Origin of the sequence: Roseovarius lutimaris (assembly GCF_900115165.1) — a bacterium.
In the GTDB taxonomy this organism is placed as follows: Bacteria; Pseudomonadota; Alphaproteobacteria; order Rhodobacterales; family Rhodobacteraceae; genus Roseovarius; species Roseovarius lutimaris.
The window spans coordinates 43,221-62,691 of the sequence record NZ_FOVP01000005.1 but is presented as its reverse complement, the minus strand read 5'-3'; the positions used below and the strand labels follow the sequence as shown (position 1 = coordinate 62,691).

General features: G+C 59.3%; 20 protein-coding genes. 16 read left to right on the top strand and 4 right to left on the bottom strand.

Annotation, left to right across the window (positions count from 1 at the left end; genetic code table 11):
- Positions 1-72: 72 nt before the first annotated feature.
- The 3 genes from BMZ91_RS05655 (at position 73) to BMZ91_RS05645 (ending at position 2,962) form a co-directional block, all read left to right on the top strand.
- Positions 73-291: a hypothetical protein gene (locus BMZ91_RS05655; RefSeq protein WP_177193795.1), complete on the top strand. Its 219-nt coding sequence runs from the start codon at positions 73-75 to the stop codon at positions 289-291.
- A 147-nt stretch (positions 292-438) separates the two neighbouring features.
- Complete coding sequence (locus tag BMZ91_RS05650; RefSeq protein ID WP_092835648.1) at positions 439-2,439, top strand: acetyl-CoA carboxylase biotin carboxylase subunit; 2,001 nt, start codon at positions 439-441, stop codon at positions 2,437-2,439.
- 4 nt (positions 2,440-2,443) lie between these two features.
- Positions 2,444-2,962 (top strand): hypothetical protein, encoded by a 519-nt coding sequence (locus tag BMZ91_RS05645; RefSeq protein WP_092835646.1) that lies wholly within the window; start codon positions 2,444-2,446, stop codon positions 2,960-2,962.
- 14 nt (positions 2,963-2,976) lie between these two features.
- Here the strand turns inward: BMZ91_RS05645 and BMZ91_RS05640 are convergent, their stop codons facing one another.
- Positions 2,977-3,423, bottom strand: a complete 447-nt coding sequence (locus BMZ91_RS05640) for a DUF4174 domain-containing protein (RefSeq protein WP_092835644.1) — start codon at positions 3,421-3,423, stop codon at positions 2,977-2,979.
- 175 nt (positions 3,424-3,598) lie between these two features.
- Between BMZ91_RS05640 and BMZ91_RS05635 the strand changes: the two genes are divergently transcribed.
- The 3 genes from BMZ91_RS05635 (at position 3,599) to BMZ91_RS05625 (ending at position 7,186) form a co-directional block, all read left to right on the top strand.
- Positions 3,599-4,534, top strand: coding sequence for a hypothetical protein (locus BMZ91_RS05635; RefSeq protein ID WP_092835642.1), 936 nt, complete (start codon positions 3,599-3,601; stop codon positions 4,532-4,534).
- On the top strand, positions 4,506-6,635 hold the full coding sequence (gene scpA, locus BMZ91_RS05630; RefSeq protein WP_092835640.1) for a methylmalonyl-CoA mutase: 2,130 nt from the start codon (positions 4,506-4,508) through the stop codon (positions 6,633-6,635). Before BMZ91_RS05635 ends, scpA begins: the two co-directional genes overlap by 29 nt.
- Positions 6,636-6,892: 257 nt before the next feature.
- Positions 6,893-7,186 carry a hypothetical protein gene (locus BMZ91_RS05625; protein WP_177193794.1) on the top strand — a complete coding sequence of 98 codons (294 nt, stop codon included), beginning with the start codon at positions 6,893-6,895 and terminating at the stop codon, positions 7,184-7,186.
- Between the two features lie 79 nt (positions 7,187-7,265).
- On the opposite strand, the gene BMZ91_RS05620 is transcribed toward BMZ91_RS05625, so the two are convergent.
- Positions 7,266-7,472 (bottom strand): cold-shock protein, encoded by a 207-nt coding sequence (locus BMZ91_RS05620; RefSeq protein ID WP_092835638.1) that lies wholly within the window; start codon positions 7,470-7,472, stop codon positions 7,266-7,268.
- Between the two features lie 195 nt (positions 7,473-7,667).
- On the opposite strand from BMZ91_RS05620, the gene BMZ91_RS05615 reads away from it, so the two are divergent.
- Positions 7,668-7,982, top strand: coding sequence for an arsenate reductase family protein (locus tag BMZ91_RS05615; protein ID WP_092835636.1), 315 nt, complete (start codon positions 7,668-7,670; stop codon positions 7,980-7,982).
- 46 nt (positions 7,983-8,028) lie between these two features.
- On the top strand, positions 8,029-8,397 hold the full coding sequence (locus BMZ91_RS05610; RefSeq protein WP_092835634.1) for a hypothetical protein: 369 nt from the start codon (positions 8,029-8,031) through the stop codon (positions 8,395-8,397).
- 42 nt (positions 8,398-8,439) lie between these two features.
- On the opposite strand, the gene thrS is transcribed toward BMZ91_RS05610, so the two are convergent.
- Positions 8,440-10,386: a threonine--tRNA ligase gene (gene thrS / locus BMZ91_RS05605; RefSeq protein WP_092835897.1), complete on the bottom strand. Its 1,947-nt coding sequence runs from the start codon at positions 10,384-10,386 to the stop codon at positions 8,440-8,442.
- A gap of 266 nt (positions 10,387-10,652) precedes the next feature.
- Between thrS and BMZ91_RS05600 the strand changes: the two genes are divergently transcribed.
- From BMZ91_RS05600 to BMZ91_RS05585, 4 genes are all read left to right on the top strand, one after another.
- Positions 10,653-10,877, top strand: coding sequence for a hypothetical protein (locus tag BMZ91_RS05600; RefSeq protein ID WP_092835632.1), 225 nt, complete (start codon positions 10,653-10,655; stop codon positions 10,875-10,877).
- A 17-nt stretch (positions 10,878-10,894) separates the two neighbouring features.
- Positions 10,895-12,142 carry an MFS transporter gene (locus tag BMZ91_RS05595; protein ID WP_245736215.1) on the top strand — a complete coding sequence of 416 codons (1,248 nt, stop codon included), beginning with the start codon at positions 10,895-10,897 and terminating at the stop codon, positions 12,140-12,142.
- 76 nt (positions 12,143-12,218) lie between these two features.
- Positions 12,219-12,986, top strand: a complete 768-nt coding sequence (locus tag BMZ91_RS05590) for an alpha/beta hydrolase (RefSeq protein WP_092835628.1) — start codon at positions 12,219-12,221, stop codon at positions 12,984-12,986.
- 161 nt (positions 12,987-13,147) lie between these two features.
- Positions 13,148-13,876 carry an alpha/beta fold hydrolase gene (locus BMZ91_RS05585; RefSeq protein ID WP_092835626.1) on the top strand — a complete coding sequence of 243 codons (729 nt, stop codon included), beginning with the start codon at positions 13,148-13,150 and terminating at the stop codon, positions 13,874-13,876.
- Between the two features lie 72 nt (positions 13,877-13,948).
- Here BMZ91_RS05585 and phaZ read toward each other — a convergent pair whose 3' ends face one another.
- Positions 13,949-15,247: a polyhydroxyalkanoate depolymerase gene (gene phaZ / locus BMZ91_RS05580; protein WP_092835624.1), complete on the bottom strand. Its 1,299-nt coding sequence runs from the start codon at positions 15,245-15,247 to the stop codon at positions 13,949-13,951.
- Positions 15,248-15,375: 128 nt separating this feature from the next.
- Between phaZ and BMZ91_RS05575 the strand changes: the two genes are divergently transcribed.
- The 4 genes from BMZ91_RS05575 to BMZ91_RS05560 all read left to right on the top strand — a co-directional run bounded on the left by BMZ91_RS05575 (position 15,376) and on the right by BMZ91_RS05560 (position 19,431).
- Positions 15,376-17,184, top strand: coding sequence for a PHA/PHB synthase family protein (locus BMZ91_RS05575; RefSeq protein ID WP_092835622.1), 1,809 nt, complete (start codon positions 15,376-15,378; stop codon positions 17,182-17,184).
- A gap of 133 nt (positions 17,185-17,317) precedes the next feature.
- Positions 17,318-17,767: a phasin family protein gene (locus tag BMZ91_RS05570; protein ID WP_092835620.1), complete on the top strand. Its 450-nt coding sequence runs from the start codon at positions 17,318-17,320 to the stop codon at positions 17,765-17,767.
- A gap of 134 nt (positions 17,768-17,901) precedes the next feature.
- The gene (gene phaR / locus BMZ91_RS05565) at positions 17,902-18,459 is read left to right on the top strand and encodes a polyhydroxyalkanoate synthesis repressor PhaR (RefSeq protein ID WP_092835618.1); all 558 of its coding nucleotides are present in this window, start codon (positions 17,902-17,904) and stop codon (positions 18,457-18,459) included.
- Positions 18,460-18,465: 6 nt separating this feature from the next.
- Positions 18,466-19,431 carry a LysR family transcriptional regulator gene (locus BMZ91_RS05560; RefSeq protein ID WP_092835616.1) on the top strand — a complete coding sequence of 322 codons (966 nt, stop codon included), beginning with the start codon at positions 18,466-18,468 and terminating at the stop codon, positions 19,429-19,431.
- Positions 19,432-19,471 lie beyond the last annotated feature (40 nt).

The window sequence follows — 19,471 nt, the reverse complement described above, 5'->3', positions numbered from 1 at the left end:
CTTTGACGGTGCACGTGATATGGCGTTGACTGACGGCGATATCCAATCGCGTATTTCAGGAGGCGATCCAACATGCACACCATCCAACGCAAAGTTATTCCGATGCTCTCGGCACTTGCCCTCATGGGGCTTGCGGCCTGTGGCGACACGGTGCCCGAACAGGCGCTTTTGGGTGGCGGTGCCGGTGCGGTCACCGGCGCTGTGGTGGGCGGAAGTGTCATTACCGGCGCCGCTGTCGGGGCCGCGGGCAACGTGGTTTATTGTCAGGCCTACCCAAGCCGCTGTAACTAAAGAGAATTCAAGCCGCACGCCGGGCCAATGGCCCGCGCGCTGCGATGCTGAGACCCGGACCATCGGTGCAGAACGCGCCGGTGGTCTTTTTGTGCAAGACCCGTGCGCGCAGACGCGCGGCCAAGAACCGGAAAGAAGGGACCTAAGATGTTCAAGAAGATCCTGATCGCGAACCGTGGCGAGATCGCCTGTCGGGTGATCAAAACCGCGCGGGCCATGGGTATCAAGACGGTGGCGATCTATTCGGATGCCGACCGCAATGCACTGCATGTGCGCATGGCCGATGAGGCGGTTCATATCGGTCCCGCACCGGCCAATGAATCCTATATCGTCATCGACAAGGTGATGGCGGCCATTCGCCAGACCGGCGCCGAGGCGGTGCATCCGGGTTATGGTTTTCTGTCGGAGAACCCCAAGTTCGCCGAGGCGCTTGAGGCCGAAGGCGTCGCCTTTATCGGGCCGCCGGTCGAGGCCATCAAGGCGATGGGCGACAAGATCACCAGCAAGAAGATCGCCCAAGAGGCCAAAGTCAGCACCGTTCCGGGCTATATGGGCCTCATTGAGGATGCCGAAGACGCGGTCAAGATTTCCAATCAGGTCGGCTATCCGGTGATGATCAAGGCCAGTGCCGGCGGCGGCGGCAAGGGCATGCGGATCGCCTGGAACGACGACGAGGCGCGCGAGGGCTTTCAAAGTTCCAAGAACGAGGCCGCCAACAGCTTTGGCGATGACCGGATTTTCATTGAGAAATTCGTCACGCAACCGCGTCATATCGAAATTCAGGTGCTGTGTGACAGCCATGGCAACGGCATCTATCTGGGCGAGCGCGAATGCTCGATCCAGCGCCGGAACCAGAAGGTGATCGAAGAGGCGCCAAGCCCGTTTCTTGATGAGGCCACCCGCAAGGCGATGGGTGAACAGTCGGTCGCGCTGGCACAGGCGGTGGGCTATACCTCGGCCGGGACGGTGGAATTCATCGTCGATGGTGAGCGCAACTTCTATTTCCTTGAGATGAACACCCGCCTTCAGGTCGAGCATCCGGTGACCGAGCTGATCACCGGGGTCGATCTTGTGGAACAGATGATCCGCGTGGCCTACGGTGAAAAGCTTGGCCTGACGCAGAGCGACGTCAAGCTGACCGGCTGGGCGATGGAAAGTCGGCTTTATGCCGAGGATCCCTATCGCGGTTTCCTGCCTTCGATTGGCCGTCTGACCCGCTATCGCCCGCCGCAAGAGCTTGCGATCGAAGGGGCGGTGGTGCGCAATGATACCGGCGTCTTTGAGGGCGGCGAAATCAGCATGTTCTACGACCCGATGATCGCCAAGCTATGCACATGGGGTCACACCCGTCATGAGGCGATCGAGGGCATGCGCAATGCGCTTGACGCCTTCGAGATGGAAGGCGTCGGGCATAACCTGCCGTTCCTGAGCGCGGTGATGGATCACCCCAAGTTCGTGGCCGGTGAGATGACCACCGCCTTTATCGAAGAAGAATATCCCGACGGATTTGAAGGGGTTACCCTTGGCGAAGACGCATTGCGTGCGATTGCGGCAAGCAGTGCGGCGATGCACCGGGTGGCCGAAATCCGGCGCACCCGCGTGTCGGGCCGGATGGACAATCACGAACGCCACGTCGGCGAGGATTGGGTGGTGTCGCTTCAGGGGCATAGCTTTGCGGTGACGATCGCCGCCGACAAATCCGGCGCGACGGTCCGCTTTGAGGATGGTGATAATCTCCGGGTGACAAGCGACTGGACGCCGGGCGATCAGCTTGCGACGCTGATGGTGGATGACAAGCCGCTGGTGTTGAAAGTCGGCAAGATTTCCGGCGGTTTCCGGATCCGCTCGCGTGGGGCCGATCTCAAGGTGCATGTGCGCACCCCGCGTCAGGCCGAATTGGCCGCGTTAATGCCCGAGAAACTTCCGGCTGATACATCGAAACTGCTGCTCTGTCCGATGCCGGGTCTGATCGTCAAGGTCAACGTCGCCGTCGGCGACGAGGTGCAGGAGGGTCAGGCACTTTGTACCGTGGAAGCGATGAAGATGGAAAATATCCTGCGGGCCGAGAGAAAAGCCACGGTGACCAAGCTTAACGCAAACCCGGGCGACAGCCTTGCGGTTGACGATGTGATCATGGAGTTCGAATAAGCCAATGCCACGGGCCGCCGCCCATATGCGCAATGCGATGTCGATGCTGGTGCTGATGGCCCTGGCAATGGCCTGCGTGCGCGATGAAGAGGTGGCCCAAAGGGACCGGATTGAGCAATGGTTCAGCCTTGGCGAGACCGTTGAATTCAAGGCCGGGCGCGACTGTGCGGCGGGGGTTTACCGGGTCAAGGGCGACCGGGTAAAGGCCGCCATGCCCCTGACCGACAATGTCGGCGAGATGGGTCGTGTTCTGGCGGCGCGCGGGCTTGCGGCGATGACGCGCCCCGGGCAGTCGCCGGATCAATCAATGGTGGCGCTTGCCAATATCGACCGCCCAGCGGGCATGCGGATGCGCCGCGCGGGCCTTGAGGCGCGCGCCTGCATGGGCGAGATCACCGAAAGCGCGTTTCGCCATGCCATCGTGACCATGGGCGCGACCCTGGCCTTTGACAATGAGAGCGGGGCCCTGATGTTGCTTGAGCCGCAATCAGGGCTTTTGGTTGTTGCGATGGGGGCGGGATAGATGGTGCGCCGGTTTCAGCTTCCGCTTGTATGGTCGCGCAATTCCTGTTGGCGCACCGGCAATTTGTCGATGCTGCGGGTGATTTCGCGCACTCGCCAGGGCGCCGGTTTGCGCAGGTATATGACCCCGTCCTTGCCCACCAGCACCAGAGAGAATCCGCGTGGGCGCAACGTCTTGCGCAGCTCCGAGCGCGCGGCAGGGTCGGTATCGGTCAAGACCACCACATCGCGCTCTTCCAGCACATCAAGCCGCTCGGCGATATACCCCATCTGTTCCACATATCGCGGATCGGCAGGCGTATCGGCAAAGACAACAAGCGGTCTTTTAATCCATAGAAATTCATTCAAATTTGCCGCTGTCCCATCAAGGATGGGGATATCTACCGCATCCTGGGGCGCGTCCTGCGCGATGGAAGATGTGGCAATAAATGCCAGAAAAACAAGGGAAATTAGTGGTTTCATGGGCTCTCCTACCCGACAAGATATAGGGGGGATGGCAGCAATTGCGAAGAGACAATCTCGACAGGTCCGAAAAATTTTACGATTAAGGCCATGCTCAGGATTTGGCGCGCAGGATGACGGAGTCAAAACAAATACTCCGCAAGGCGCGGCGATCTGGCGAAAGGCACGTATTGATATGGAAATCATCCTGCATCTGGGGGCGCATAGAACCGCCTCGACCAGTTTCCAGCACTATATGCACGCCAATCGCAAGGTGCTCGCGGCGCGGGGCATCGGCTATTGGGGCCCGGATGTGACGCGCGACGGGATTCTGACCGGGGTCATTCCGGTGGCCGGGCGCAGTTCGGTCACCGAACAATTGCATCGTGCCCGTGGCCGCATCGCGCTGCGCCTGCGCAAGGCAGAGGCGGCCGGGCTTTGCCAGCTTGTGGTCAGTGACGAGAACATGATCGGCGCGCCGCGTCGCAATCTGCGTGGCAGCCGGCTTTACGGCGACATCGGCGATCGAATGGCGCGCTTTGCCAATGCCTTTGACGGGCGCATAAGCCGGGTTGCCATTTCGGTCCGGGGTCAGGATGCCTGGTGGTCGTCGGCGATGGCCTTTGCGGTCGGGCGCGGGCACCGTGTGCCTGGCCCGGACGATCTTGATCGGCTGGTGACGGTGAACCGCCATTGGCGCGATGTGATCACCGATCTGGCCTGTGCCATGGGTGGGCCGGAAATCATTGTGCTGCCGCATGAGGTCTATGCCGGCCTGCCGGACGAAAAGCTGCGCCAGATGACCGGCATTGACAGCCCGCCGCGCAAAGCGGCACGCGACTGGCTCAACCGCGCGCCCGATCTTGCGGAGCTGCGCAAACTGGTGACGGCGCGGGGCGGTGACGACGCACGTCTTGGCGAAGGCACGGGCCGCTGGCGCCCGTTTGACCGCTATCAGACATTGGCCCTGCAAGAGGCTTATTCCGACGATCTGTTCTGGCTTGGTGCCGGGGCCGATGGTCTGGCACGATTGACAGAGGAAACCGGACCGGTGAAGGCGGGACAAAACCCGCCCATCGGCCAGACGACAAGAGGACACCCCAATGACGAAGAAGAAAGACGACTGGCGTAATCTGGCCGAAGCAGAACTGCGGGGGCGCCCGCTGGATGATCTGACCTGGAACACCCTTGAGGGTATTCCGGTCCAGCCGCTTTACACCGAAGAAGATGTTGCGGACCTGCCTCATATGGGCACGATCCCCGGACAGGCGCCCTTTACGCGCGGCGTCAAGGCGACGATGTATGCCGGGCGTCCCTGGACGATCCGGCAATATGCCGGCTTTTCCACCGCCGAGGAATCCAACGCCTTTTACCGCCGCAATCTGGCCGCCGGCCAACAGGGCGTTTCGGTGGCCTTCGATCTTGCCACCCACCGCGGTTACGACAGCGATCACCCTCGCGTCGAAGGCGATGTCGGCAAGGCCGGTGTGGCCATTGACAGTGTCGAGGATATGAAAATCCTGTTTGACGGCATCCCGCTTGACAAGGTCAGCGTGTCAATGACGATGAATGGCGCCGTGATCCCGGTTCTGGCCAGCTTTATCGTCGCCGGTGAAGAGCAGGGGCATGACAAAAGCGTGCTCTCGGGCACCATTCAGAACGACATTCTGAAAGAGTTCATGGTGCGCAACACCTATATTTATCCGCCCAAGCCGAGCATGCGGATCATCAGCGACATCATCGAATATACCAGCAACGAGATGCCGAAATTCAACTCGATCAGCATCTCAGGCTATCACATGCAAGAGGCCGGCGCGAACCTTGTTCAGGAGCTGGCCTATACGCTGGCGGATGGTCGCGAATATGTCCGCGCCGCAATCGAGGCGGGCATGGATGTGGACAAGTTTGCCGGACGGCTCAGCTTTTTCTTTGCCATCGGCATGAACTTTTTCATGGAGGCGGCCAAATTGCGCGCCGCTCGTCTGTTGTGGCATCGCATCATGACCGAGTTTGGCGCCAAGAACGAGCGCTCGAAAATGCTGCGCACCCATTGCCAGACCAGCGGCGTGAGTTTGCAGGAGCAAGACCCCTATAACAACGTGATCCGCACCGCCTATGAGGCGATGAGCGCGGTCTTGGGCGGCACGCAAAGCCTTCATACCAACGCGCTTGACGAGGCGATTGCCCTGCCGACCGAATTCAGCGCCCGGATTGCGCGCAATACCCAGTTGATCTTGCAGGAAGAAACCGGCGTAACCAATGTGGTCGATCCGCTGGCAGGCTCTTATTACGTTGAAAAGCTGACGGCCGATCTTGTCGATAAAGCCTGGGAGTTGATTGAAGAGGTCGAGTCGATGGGCGGCATGACCAAGGCCGTTGAATCCGGCATGCCCAAGCTGCGCATCGAGGAAACCGCCGCCACACGACAGGCGATGATCGACCGGGGCACCGAGGTAATTGTCGGGGTCAATAAATACCGCAAAGATAAGGAAGACCCGATCGACATTCTCGATGTGGACAACGTCGCGGTGCGTGAAAGCCAGATCGTGCGCCTGAAAAACATCCGCGCCAGCCGCGATGAGGCCGTCTGTCAGGCGGCGCTTGACGAGTTGAGCCGCCGCGCCAAAGAGGGCGGCAACCTTCTGGAAGGGGCGGTCGAGGCCGCGCGCGCCCGCGCCACCGTAGGAGAGATCAGTATGAGCCTTGAAAAGGAATTTGGCCGTCACCGAGCCGAGGTGAAAACCCTGGCCGGTGTGTATGGCGCCGCCTACGAGGGCGATGCAGGCTTTGCCGCAATCCAGAAGTCGGTCGAAGATTTTGCCGCAGAGGAGGGGCGCCGCCCCCGCATGCTGGTGGTCAAGATGGGCCAGGACGGTCATGACCGGGGTGCCAAGGTGATCGCCACGGCCTTCGCCGATATCGGCTTTGACGTCGATGTTGGCCCGCTGTTCCAGACCCCGGACGAGGCGGCGCAGGATGCGGTCGACAACGACGTGCATGTGATCGGCATCAGCAGCCAGGCGGCCGGGCACAAGACCCTTGCGCCCAAGTTGATCGCGGCGCTGCGTGAGAAAGATGCAGGCGATATCATCGTGATCTGTGGCGGTGTCATTCCGCAGCAGGATTACGAATTCCTGAAGAAAGCGGGGGTTAAGGCCATCTTTGGCCCCGGCACCAATATTCCCGAGGCGGCCAAGGATATCCTGCGGCTTATCCGCGAGGCGCGCGCCTGAGGTAAGGGCGCCCGGGGGCTGTTCCCCCGGGCGGTTCGGTCCCTGTGGCCGCTGTTACGACTGGTTTTCAAATCGGCGAAAGTGCGCAATGCGCGCCAACCCTGGGTTGTCTGTGGTTTTGTGAGGGCCTGCGTTTCACGCATGCCACACCGATTCGAAAACACAGTGTTTCCGTTTTAAAAATTTGACAGGCGAACTTTGTCCTATACCGTATCCGGTAATCAATTCGGGCTATTAACCATATTTACGAGGGTCTTATGCGTTATCTTTCCTCACTTGCCGCCGGTCTTGCTTTGGCCGTTCTTGCCACCCCGGGCTTTGCCGAGGGGCCGCGTGTTTATGCCTATGAAAGCGCGGTCAATTACTGCCCGGCAGGTCTTCAGCCGGTATCGCTTAACGGCGTGATCTGTTGTGGTCAGCCGAACCAGGCGCAATCTTATCAACAGGTTATGGCGCACCCAGTGCGCAAGAAAATCCGCCACTACAGCCCCAGGGCGCGCAGCGCGCGTGCGCATCTGAACTGCCCGGCGGGTGCCAAAGGCTGCTACTGATCCGGACGATCAAATAGACCATGGAAACAGGGCATGCGGTCTGCGCGCCCTGTTTTCTCTCACTCTGCCTGCGTTGCGCTCAGAGGAGCGTGATATCTGACGCCATCTTGCGCCCGTCACGCCCATCCTGAAGCTCGAAACCGACCTTCTGATCGTCGGCAAGGCCCGTCAGCCCCGAACGTTCGACCGCAGAGATATGCACAAACACATCCTGACCGCCGCCATCGGGGGCAATAAATCCGTAACCCTTTGTCGTATTGAACCATTTCACGGTGCCAGTTGGCATTCCGCTTCTCCTTTTCGTCGCTTCCCCGGTATTATGCCGGGCCATGTCACACTGCCGCATCAAGACGCCTTAAAGGCGGCCGATGCGCCACGCGTAACACCGTCGATGATTGCATTGCCTTGGCAAAAATCAAGCGAAACTCCGTGACTGGCGGGAACTTGCCCGTTATTGAGGCACGAAAAGAGGGGGCCCGTGATGATCCTATATGGTTTGAAGACCTGCGATACCTGCCGCAAGGCATTGAAATCGCTTCCTAATGCAGAATTTCGTGACGTCCGCACAGATGGTGTGCCACAAGATGTGATGGGCGCCGCGCTTGAGCGGTTCGGCGGAGCGTTGCTCAACCGCAAGTCGACCACCTGGCGGGGGCTAAGCGAATCTGAGCGCGACCAGAGCCCGTTAGAGCTTTTGGCCGCGCACCCAAGCCTGATGAAGCGGCCACTGATTGAGGCGCAGGGCGCGCTTTATCTTGGCTGGGGCAGCGATACCCAGTCGGCGCTTCTTGGATAACGCCTCAAAATTCTTACATGAAAGAATAGCTTAACAAGGAGAGATCATGCGCAGCGCAGCGATGGTATTGGGGCTTATCGGCGGTATTCTGGCGATTCTCGTGGGGTTTTTCAGCTATGGCTATACCGAAGCCATCTACCGCTTTGGCGAGATCGAGGGGCTGGCCCATCAGGTCAGCAACCCCGAGTTGATTCGCACCGCAAGCTTTCTGGCTCCGATCCTCGCCATCGCAGGCGGTGCGATGGCCAAAATGCGCGCGCTGTGGGGGGGGATCCTGCTGCTGATCTCGGCGGGGTTGATGTATTACGCCTTCGGGTTTGGCGTGTTTACCATGTTCCCGCTCGGCTTTACCAGTCTCGCGGGTGTGCTTGCGATCGCGGCGGGCAAACCCGACGAACCCAAGTCGCATTTTTGACGCATCTCCCGCGCGCCCGGTTAAGGGCGCGCGGGGCAGGGATCATGCAAGATCGGGGGGTGTGGCCTCTTTCGCAAGCGCCACGGCGACCTCTTCCAGCGTTTGAACGCTGGATTGCTTTTCGCCCAAGCGCCTGACAGACAGGGTTTTCTCTTCGACTTCGCGCATGCCACAGGCAAGAATGACAGGCACCTTGCCAAGCGAATGTTCGCGGACCTTATAGTTGATCTTTTCGTTGCGCACATCGGCCTCGGCGCGCACGCCAAGCGCGACCAACTTGGCGGTCACCTCTTGCACATAGTCATCCGCATCCGACACGATCGAGGCGACAACCACCTGTCGCGGCGCTAGCCAGAACGGCAGTTTCCCGGCATGTTCCTCGATCAGGATGCCGATAAAGCGCTCGAAAGAGCCCAGAACCGCCCGGTGAAGCATGACCGGGCGATGCTTGGCCCCGTCAGTGCCGATATAGCTCGCATCCAACCGCTCGGGCAGGTTCGGGTCAACCTGAAGCGTGCCACATTGCCAGTCGCGGCCAATCGCATCTGTCAGCACAAACTCAAGCTTGGGCCCGTAAAACGCGCCTTCGCCGTCCTGAATTTCATACTCATAGCCGGCCGCCTTGCAGGCATCGCCAAGCGCGGCCTCGACCCGGTCCCAGCTTTCCTCTGATCCGATCCGCTTTTCCGGGCGGGTCGAAAGCTTGATCGTCCAGTCATGGAACCCGAGGTCGGCATAGATACCGGCGAGAAATTCGATGAATTTCTTGGTTTCCACCTCGATCTGATCATCGGTGCAGAAAATATGCGCGTCATCCTGGGTAAAGCCGCGCACCCGCATGATCCCGTGCAGCGCGCCCGAGGGTTCATAGCGGTTGCAACTACCGAATTCGGCCATCCGAAGCGGCAGGTCGCGATAGGATTTAAGCCCCTGATTGAACACCTGCACATGGCAGGGACAGTTCATCGGCTTGAGCGCGTTCACCGTCTTTTCTCGGGCATGCTCTTCATCGACTTCGACGATGAACATATGCTCCTGATAGTTGTCCCAATGGCCGGATTCTTCCCAGAGCTTGCGGTTGACCACCTGCGGAGTGTTGACCTCGACATAGCCATCGCGATTTTGCTTGCGGCGCATGTAATCCTGAAGCGTGGTGTAGATTTTCCAACCGTTGGGATGCCAGAAAATCTGACCGGGCGCCTCTTCCTGCATGTGGTAGAGATCCATCTCGCGGCCAAGCTTGCGGTGGTCACGTTTTTCGGCCTCTTCAAGGAAGGTCATGTATTCCTTGAGTTTTTCCTTGCCGGTGAAGGCCACGCCATAGATGCGCTGCAACATCTTGCGGTCGCTGTCGCCGCGCCAATAGGCCCCGGCCACCGACATCAGTTTGAACGCATCCGCCGGAAGTTGACCGGTGTTCTGCAAGTGCGGCCCGCGACACAGATCCTGCCAGTGCCCGTGCCAATACATGCGCAGCGGCTCGTCGCCGGGGATCGCTTCGATCAACTCGACCTTGAAGGGTTCGTCATTGTCCTGATAATGCTTGACGGCGCGCGCACGATCCCAGATTTCGGTTTTGACGGGGTCGCGCAGATTGATGATTTCCTTCATCTTTTTCTCGATCAGGCCCAGATCCTCGGGCGTGAACGGTTCGGCGCGATCAAAGTCGTAATACCAGCCATTGGCGATCACCGGCCCGATGGTCACCTTGACGTCGGGCCAAAGCTCCTGCACCGCGCGTGCCATGACATGCGCAAGATCGTGGCGGATCAGCTCAAGCGCCGGGGTCTCATCCTTGAGGGTGTTGATGCTGATGCGGGCATTCTGGTTGATCGGCCATTGCAAATCCCAGTGCTGATCGTCGACATGGGCCGAAATCGCCTTTTTGCCAAGCGAGGTCGATATGTCGGCGGCCACCTCGGCAGGGGTAATGCCGGGGGCATAGTCGCGCGCCGAGCCATCGGGAAAAGTAAGGGAAATCTGGGCCATATCGCGGCTCCTCGTCGGTTTGGCGCCCACGGAGCGCCCGGTTGCGGGTCAATCCCGCCCATATGCCCCCCGGTGGCGCGCGCGTCAAGGCCCGGTCCGTGCCTGTAGTGTGGCCGTTTCTCTGTGGTCTTTGGTATACAAGCGGAAAAGGTAACACATTGACGCAGTTTGGGAAAATCAGTGGACTTGTCGTAAATGATGCCTAATTTGCCGCATATGGGAATCATGGCGATTCCACCCATCCTCAAACAGAAGGGCCGCAGTGAATGCCAACCTATAACTCGAACTTCGAACTGACCGTAGAAGATATGGACCTTATCGAGAACGCGTTGCGCCAGACGAAAGCAGAGTTGGCCGCGCCGAATGACGAGGTTGGCGAGAGTTCGGCTGAATCAAATGACACCCTGCGCCGGATTCAGGATCTTCTGGGGCGACTGCATAACCAGAAAGTGTTTTACCGTCCCCGCCAGGGATCGTATGTCGGGGGCTAAAGGGCCTCGGATAAACATTGAAACGCGTTGTAAAAAGCCTGACGGCTCACCTTGTTTCGTCAGAGATGTCGGAGCCAGAGGCGCGCAATGCGCGCCGTCACCTAGTCGCGCTTACGCTGACGAAAATCGCCGATGGGCTGATTGACCCCAAGCTGGTGCTGAGCTGGCTTTTGGGGATCCTGGGCGCGCCGACCGTTTTCGTGGGCCTGCTGGTCCCGATCCGCGAGGCGGGCGCGCTCCTGCCCCAGCTTGTGTTCGGCGCCATCTTGCAACGCCTGCGACAGCGACGCTGGGTCTGGGTCATCGGCAGTGCGGTTCAGGGATTGGCGGCAGCAATGATCGCGGTGGCCGCGTTTTTCCTTACCGGCTGGGCCGCAGGGCTTGCGATATGCGCGTTTCTGGCGCTTCTGGCCTTGGCGCGCGCGGCCTGTTCGGTGTCTTACAAGGATATTCTCGGCAAGACCGTCGGCCAATCGCGGCGCGGCGCCGTGACCGGGCTTGCCGGGTCGGTTTCGGCGGCGGCGGTGCTGGTCTTTGCCGGGCTGCTGTTGACCGGTGTGTTGCAGACGCGCGGCGCGGTCATCGGCGTTATTGCGATTGCGGCGCTGGCCTGGGGGATCGCGGCGATGGTTCTGGCACAGCTTAATGAGGACGACAGCACACCCGAGACCACTGATGCGACGGGCGGATATCTTGCGATCCTGCGCGGTGACGCCAATTTGCGCCGCTTCATTCTGGTGCGCGGGTTGCTGGTTTCGACCGCTCTGGCACCGCCCTACATGGTGGTTTTGTCGGCACAGGGGGGCGCGGGGCTCAACACGCTCGGCGCGCTTGTTCTGGCCTCTTCGGGGGCGTCGTTTCTAAGCTCTTATATCTGGGGGCGGATGGCCGATGAGCATAGCCCGAAGGTGCTTTTGCTGACCGGTGTCGCCGGCGGCTGCGCCATGCTGGCGGCGATTTTTGCCGAGGGCCTTGGGCGTGCCAACAGCCCCGGCGTGATCCCGGCGATCCTGTTTCTGTTGATGCTTGCCTATCACGGGGTGCGTCAGGCGCGCTCGGTCTACCTTGTTGATATTTCGGATGAAAACAAGCGCTCGCAGAATGCCGCACTGGCAAATACGGCGATCGGGATCATCCTGTTGTTGGCCGGGGCCTTTGGTGGCGCGCTTTCGTTCATCGGCCCGACCGGTGCGCTTGCTGGCTTTGCGGTGATGGCGTTTCTTGGCGGCGCTCTGGCCCTGACGCTGCGGTCGGTCGAGGGCTAGCACGCAGGTGCGAAAACCGGTTTGCCCGTGACGGCGTCGCGGGGCATTATTGCGCGATGACACGACGGAGGATGCCATGCCCGATCCCGCTTACCTGACCACCGACACCGGCCGCAAACTGGCCTATCACCAGACGCCGGGCACGGCGCCGGGCGTGGTGTTTCTGGGCGGATTCAAATCCGACATGGAGGGCACCAAGGCGATCCATCTTGAAGACTGGGCGGCTAAGACCGGGCACGCTTTTCTGCGGTTTGACTATTCCGGCCATGGCCAATCATCGGGCGCTTTCAGCGACGGGTGTATTGGCGATTGGGCCGCAGATGCCGGGGCGGCGATTGCTGCGCTCACCGATGGGCCGCAGGTTCTGGTTGGCTCATCCATGGGCGGCTGGATCTCCTTGCTGATCGCGCGCGCCATGCCCGAGCGCGTGGCGGGGCTTGTCACCATCGCTGCCGCACCGGATTTCACCGAAGACTCGATGTGGGCGGGATTTGACGAGGCGCAGCGCGCCGAACTCGTCGAAACCGGACAGATCGCCCTGCCAAGCGAATATGGCGAGCCCTATATCATCACCCGCCGCCTGATTGAGGAAGGCCGCACTCAGCTGGTTTTGCGTGAGCCGCTGAATCTGCCCTTCAATGTTCGATTTTTGCAAGGTACAGCCGATAAAGATGTGGATATCTCGGTCGCCATGCGGCTTTTGGACCATGCAACAGGAAAAGATATACGTCTGACACTGGTGAAAGGGGCCGATCACCGCTTTTCCGATCCCGATTGCCTCGACCTGATCGTGCGTTCTGTCGAAGAGGTGATCGCGCGGGGCGGCGGCCAGAGGGCGCGCTGAATTTGCGCCGGGCAACACCCAAGGCGCGATCACACTTATGCTAAGCCGGATCACCGGCATATTATAGCCCGCGCGGGCGCATTGGCTTGACCGCAGGGCTACATCTGGTGTCAATCTGGGGGCGAGGCAGTTTCGGTCCAATATCGAGCAAAGGATATTTCATGACCCAGGATCCGGTGGTCTTTTTACCCGGCATGATGTGCGACGCGCGGCTTTTCACCCAGCAATTGACAGATCTAAGCAGGGATACGGCCGTCACCGTGGCCCCGATTACCGGCGGTGACAGGGTTGAGGAAATTGCATCGGGCCTGCTTGATGTGCTGCCACGGCGCTTTGCCCTTGCGGGGCTGTCGATGGGCGGCATCGTCGCGATGGAGATCCTGCGCCGCGCCCCTGACAGGGTGTCGCGGATCGCGCTGATGGACACCAATCCGCTTGCCGAGACACCGCAATCGGCCACCGCTTATGAGCCGTTCATCATCAAGCTGCGCTCGGGCGGTCTTGGCGATGCGGTACAGAGCTTCTTGTTGCCCGATTATCTTGCGCCGGGCACGGGCCGCGCGGCGATCATGGCGCAACTTGCGGAGATGGCGGAAAATATTGGCGCGGATGCGATCGTTCGCCAAGTTCGCGCTTTACAGCGCAGGCGCGATTATCAATCGGTTTTGCGACGTTGCAAGGTGCCGACCCTGGTGCTTTGCGGGCGTCATGACGGGCTGACGCCGGTCAAGCGGCACAGCTTTATGGCTGACCTTATTCCCTATGCAAGCCTGTCGGTGATCGAAGGGGCCGGGCATCTGCCCCCGATGGAGGCGCCCGAGGCGACGACGGTGGCGCTGCGCGCCTGGCTGGATCAGCCGTTCGTGTTGCAAAAGCGGGTAGATGCGTAAACGTTGCAGAGGCGAGAGACACCAAAAGGGCCGCCGAGATCTCCGGCGGCCCTTTTGGTTGTCAGGATTGATCTAACCGTTTGCGGCCAGGTTCTTGTTGGCCGCCTTGGGGGTCGGTTTTGCCGCTTTCGGGGCGGAAGGGGCCGAGTTGGCATCAATGAAATCAAGCACCAGCGGGCGAATGTTGTTGCGCCAGCTACGCCCGGCGAAGATGCCGTAATGACCCGCCTCCGGTTCAAGATAGCTGGCCTTTTTCTCATCCGGCAGGCCGGTGCAAAGCGCCAGGGCGGCGACGCATTGGCCGGGCGCCGAGATGTCATCTTTGCCGCCTTCGACGGTTTTCACTGCGACATTGGTGATCTTGCCAATATCGACCTTATGGCCCTTGATGGTAAACTCGTTCCGGGCAATCTCTAGACCTTTGAATATGCGCTCGACCGTGGATAGATAGAATTCGGCGGGCATGTCCATCACGGCCAGATATTCATCGTAGAATCGGTTGTGCGGGTCGTGATCGCTGGCTTCCCCGCGCGCGACGCGCATGATCTGATCTTTAAAGGCGGTCATGTGGCGCTCGCTGTTCATCGACACGAACGACGCAAGCTGCAACAGGCCCGGATAAACCGATCGACCAACGCCCTTGTGCTGAAAGCCGACACGCTGAATCATGGTTTCTTCGAGTTGACCCATGGTGACGCGGCGGCCAAAATCGGTGACGTCGGTCGGGCTGGCATCGGGGTCAATCGGCCCGCCGATCAGGGTCAATGTACGCGGCTGTGCCTCTGGATCCAGCTCGGCCAGATAGGCGGTGGCGGCCAGGGTCAGCGGCGCGGGCTGACACACGGCGATGACGTGGGTGTCAGGGCCCATTTCGCGCATGAAATCAACCAGATAAAGCGTGTAATCCTCGACGTCGAATTTGCCTGCGCTGACCGGGATGTCGCGGGCATTGTGCCAGTCGGTGACATAGACTTCGCAATGCACCAGCAGGCTTTTGACGGTGGAGCGCAGGAGGGTGGCATAGTGGCCCGACATCGGTGCGACCAGCATCACGCGCCGTTTCATCGGCTTGCGGCCCGGCACGGCGAAGTGGATCAGATCGCCAAACGGGCGTTCGACCACCTTTTCGATGCTGACCAGATGATCCTTGCCATCCTCGCAAGTGAAGGTGCGGATGCCCCAGTCAGGCTTGGTAACCATGCGCTGGAATGTGCGCTCGGTTACCTGTCCCCATGCGGCCATCCAGTTCAAAGCAGGGTTTGGCACCATGCTGAAAACAGGGTAAGATGCCATTGAAAGAGCTGACGCACCGAGCCATTGATTGGTATTACGGAGGGTTTCCATCAGGTCGTAAGTCGCCATGTAACGCATAGTTCGTCTCCTACGTAAGGCAGGTATGCCTATATAAGGCAGGTAAGCCCGGTTCCATCCGTCGCACTGCCCCTCCGGCGGACAACGGTATGCTGCATAGCAGAAAGAGTTAAAGGGAAATGGTATAAATGGCAATGCAAGACGATGTCGCAGGCGAAAATATAGAAAAGCTGAATGAAAATCTCGCGAAGGTCGAGCAATTGTCGCAGCGCCTGATTCAGGCTCTGGCGTCGCGCACTCCGGCCAATCCGACCTTGAACACGCCCTCGCAGGATTTGTTTGCCAAGGCGGCCAGTTCATATTGGACCGAGATGATTGAAAATCCCGGCAAGATTTATGAGCAACAGCTGGAATACTGGGGCAAGTCGGTGCGCCACTTCATGGATGCCCAACAGCTGATGTTGCGCGGCGATGGCGCAGAGCTTGACGAGATGCCGGATATTCTGGCGGGTGATAAACGGTTTGCCAACCCGCTCTGGCAGAGCCACCCTTATTTCAAGTACATCAAACAGCAATATGCCCTAAACGCGCAAGCAATCGAGGATGCGGTCGGAGATGTCGATGACCTTGATCCCAAGGAAAAGCGGCGGTTGGATTACTTCGCGCATCAGATCATCGACATGATGTCGCCGACCAACTTTCTTGGCACCAACCCCGATGCGCTTGAACGTGCGGTGGAAACCGAAGGCGCGTCGCTTGTGAAGGGGTTGGAAAACCTGATCGCGGATCTTGAGGCCAACAAGGGCGAGCTTGTGGTGCGTCTGGCCGATGAGACATCGTTTATCCTTGGCGAGAATATCGCCACAACCCCCGGCGAGGTGGTCTATCGCAATCGCATGATGGAACTGATCCAATATGCGCCGACAACCGAAGAGGTGCACGCGACCCCTCTGATCATCTTTCCGCCCTGGATCAACAAATTCTATATTCTCGATCTCAAGGCCCAGAACAGCATGATCAAATGGCTCACCGATCAGGGCTATACCCTGTTCGTGGTGTCCTGGATCAACCCCGATACGACCTATGCCGAGGTCGGTCTTGATGAATATGTCGAAGAAGGCTTCCTGACCGCCATTTCCGAGGTCAAGGCGATCACCGGCCAGAAAAAGGTCAACACCGTGGGCTATTGCATCGCGGGAACGACGCTTCACCTGACGCTGGCGTTGCTGGAAAAACGCGGTGACAAATCTGTCAAATCCGCCACCTTCTTTACCGCGCTCACCGATTTCTCGGAGCAGGGCGAGTTCACCCCCTTCCTACAGGACGATTTCATTGACGGGATCGAACAGGAAGTCGCCCAACAAGGCTTGCTGCGCTCGTTCATCATGTCGCGCACGATGTCGTTCCTGCGCTCCAAGGATCTGGTGTATCAGCCGGCAGTCAAAAGCTATATGATGGGGGAAACCCCGCCCGCGTTTGATCTGCTGTATTGGAATGGCGATGGCGCCAACCTTCCGGGCCGAATGACGACGCAATATCTGCGCGGGTTGTGCCAACGCAATGAATTCATCGACGGCGGTTTCAAGCTTCTGGGGGAGACGCTGCATATCAGTGACGTCAAAGTGCCGCTGATGGCGATCACCTGTCAGACCGATCACATCGCGGCCTGGAAAGATTGCTATCGCGGCTTTCAACAGACCGGCGCCAAGGATCGCAGCTTTATCGTATCTGAGTCGGGCCATATCGCGGGCATCGTCAATCCGCCCTCTAAAAAGAAATACGGCCATTATACCAATGACGACCTGAGTCTGGCGGCCGATGACTGGCTTGAGGGGGCAACCTTTACCGAGGGGTCATGGTGGCCACGGTGGGAAGAGTGGCTCAAGGCGCGGTCCGGCAAGATGATTCCGGCCCGCGAACCGGGTGATTCGAAGCATCCCGCATTGGCTCCGGCCCCCGGAACCTATGTGCGTGCCAAGGCAAGCGACGGATTTTAAACGGTTTTCCCTTCGGTTGAGAAAAAATTGCTGCGATGCAGAAAAAACTTGAATTGCTGCGGTGCAGCATGTATATCTGTTTCCAGAATACAGAACACGGCAAACACGCCGCTCAACCGAAAGGACTTACCAAATGGCTAAGACACAAGACTTCAACAGCGCAATGAAAGACATCATGGGCGCGTTCCCCGTTGACACCAAAGCAATGGAAGATGCCTTCAAAAACCAGGCAACCCTGAACGAAAAACTGTCGGGCGTTGCTCTGTCGGCTGCCGAGAAATCGGCCGAGATCTCCAGCAAATGGACCAAGGACACCCTTGCCAAGCTGAACGAAATCTCGAAAGCCAAAGCAGAGCCCGCAGATTACGCCAAAGCCGCAACCGATTTCGCATCGGCCAACGCTGAAGTTGCTGCTGAAAACATGGCCGCTTTCGCTGAAATCGCGAAAAAAGTGCAAATGGAAACTGTTGAGCTGATGATGTCGGCTGGCAAATCCATGCAGGACGACGCAACCAAAGCCGTCAAAAAAGCAGCGGAAGACGTGACCGCAGCGACCCAAAAAGCCACTGCGGCGGCCAAGTAATAGCAGGTTACATACCCAGACCCCTCCCTGACGGGTATGGACTGCGAAGAGCGAGCTGAAAGGCTCGCTCTTTCTTTTTGCCGCACTTGCGTCTAAGCTACGCTGCAGCGCTGCATTTTCCGGGAGGATACCCTTTGGCCGACACCAAAAAACCGCTGCTGATCAAACGCTATGCCAGCCGCCGGTTGTATAATACCGAGACGTCCGATTACGTCACGCTGGAAGATATTTCGGAGTTCATCCGCGATGGCCGCGAAGTTCAGATTATCGACCTGAAATCCGGCGATGATCTGACCCGTCAGTATCTTTTGCAAATCATCGCCGAGCACGAGAGCCGCGGGGAAAGCGTTCTGCCGCTCAATGTGCTCAACGATCTGGTGCGCAGCTATACCACCCAGGCCACAAGCGTTGTGCCCGAGTTTCTCGCGGCAAGTTTCGAGATGCTGCGCGATGGTCAATCCAAGGTTCTGGAGAATATGACCAAGGCCAATCCAATGGCCACAATGCCCGGCATGGAAGCGATGCGCGCCCAGCAAGAGGCCTTCATGAAGGCGATGACCGGAAATTTGCCGGGAATGGGAACCACGCCCGATAAATCCGACGCCAAGCCCGAGGCCGAAGACGACAACCTTGACGACATCAAGAAACAGCTGGCCGACCTACAGGAAAAGCTTTCAAAGCTTGGCAAATAGCCGCGGATGGTTGAAAGCCCCGGTCGGATAACCCTTTGGGGGATCGAGGTGTTTATGGCCGCGGCCGATGAACGCTCGATTTCCGCTGCGGCGCGCCGTCTCGGGGCGAGCCCGTCGGCGGTCAGCCAGCAGCTTACCAATCTTGAAGGCGCGGTCGGGGCCACATTGCTGCAACGCAATGCCCGCCCGATTCGCCTTACCCCTGCGGGCGAGATCATGCACCGCCGGGCGCAGGCGATCCTGAACGAGGCCGCACAGGCGCGCGCCGAATTGGCGATGTCGCAACTTTCGACACTCACCCGGTTTCGTCTTGGCATGATCGAAGACCTCGAGGCCGATGTAACACCCCAGCTTTTGACCCATATGGCCGCCGAGTTGACCCGCTGCCAGTTCCTGCTCGAAACCGGCGCCAGCCATCACCTCTATGATCAGCTTGACGCCCGTGCCCTCGATGTGATCGTCGCCGCCGAATTTGGCGCCGAGACCGATTGGGTCGAGGTCCACCCGATCCTGCGCGAAGGCTTTGCGGTGGCGGCCCCCAAGGGGGTAATCGACAAGGATGGCGATGTGCTGCGACAGCTCAAGCGCCTGCCGCTGATCCAGTATACCCAACGCCATTACATGGGGCGGCTGATCTCGTCGCATCTGGCGCGCCAGAACCTCACGCTGCCGCATCGGTTTGAACTCGATAGCTATCACGCCATTCTGGCGCTGGTCGGGCAGGGCACCGGCTGGAGCATCTTGACCCCGCTGGCCCTGATGCGCGCGCGCCGCTTTGCCGATCAGATCGACGTGCTGGAACTGCCGATGGCGCCGCTGACGCGCACCATAAGCGTGACCGCCCGCAAGGGGATTTTACAGGATATGCCCGCAACCCTGGCCGAGACGCTGAAGCCGATCCTGCGTCAGGCGGTGGTCGATCCCGCCATCGCGCGGCATCCCTTTCTGGTGGATGCGCTGACGATCCTCTAGGGTCTGTTGCTCAAAAGTGGGAACCGGTATTGAGCTTCTA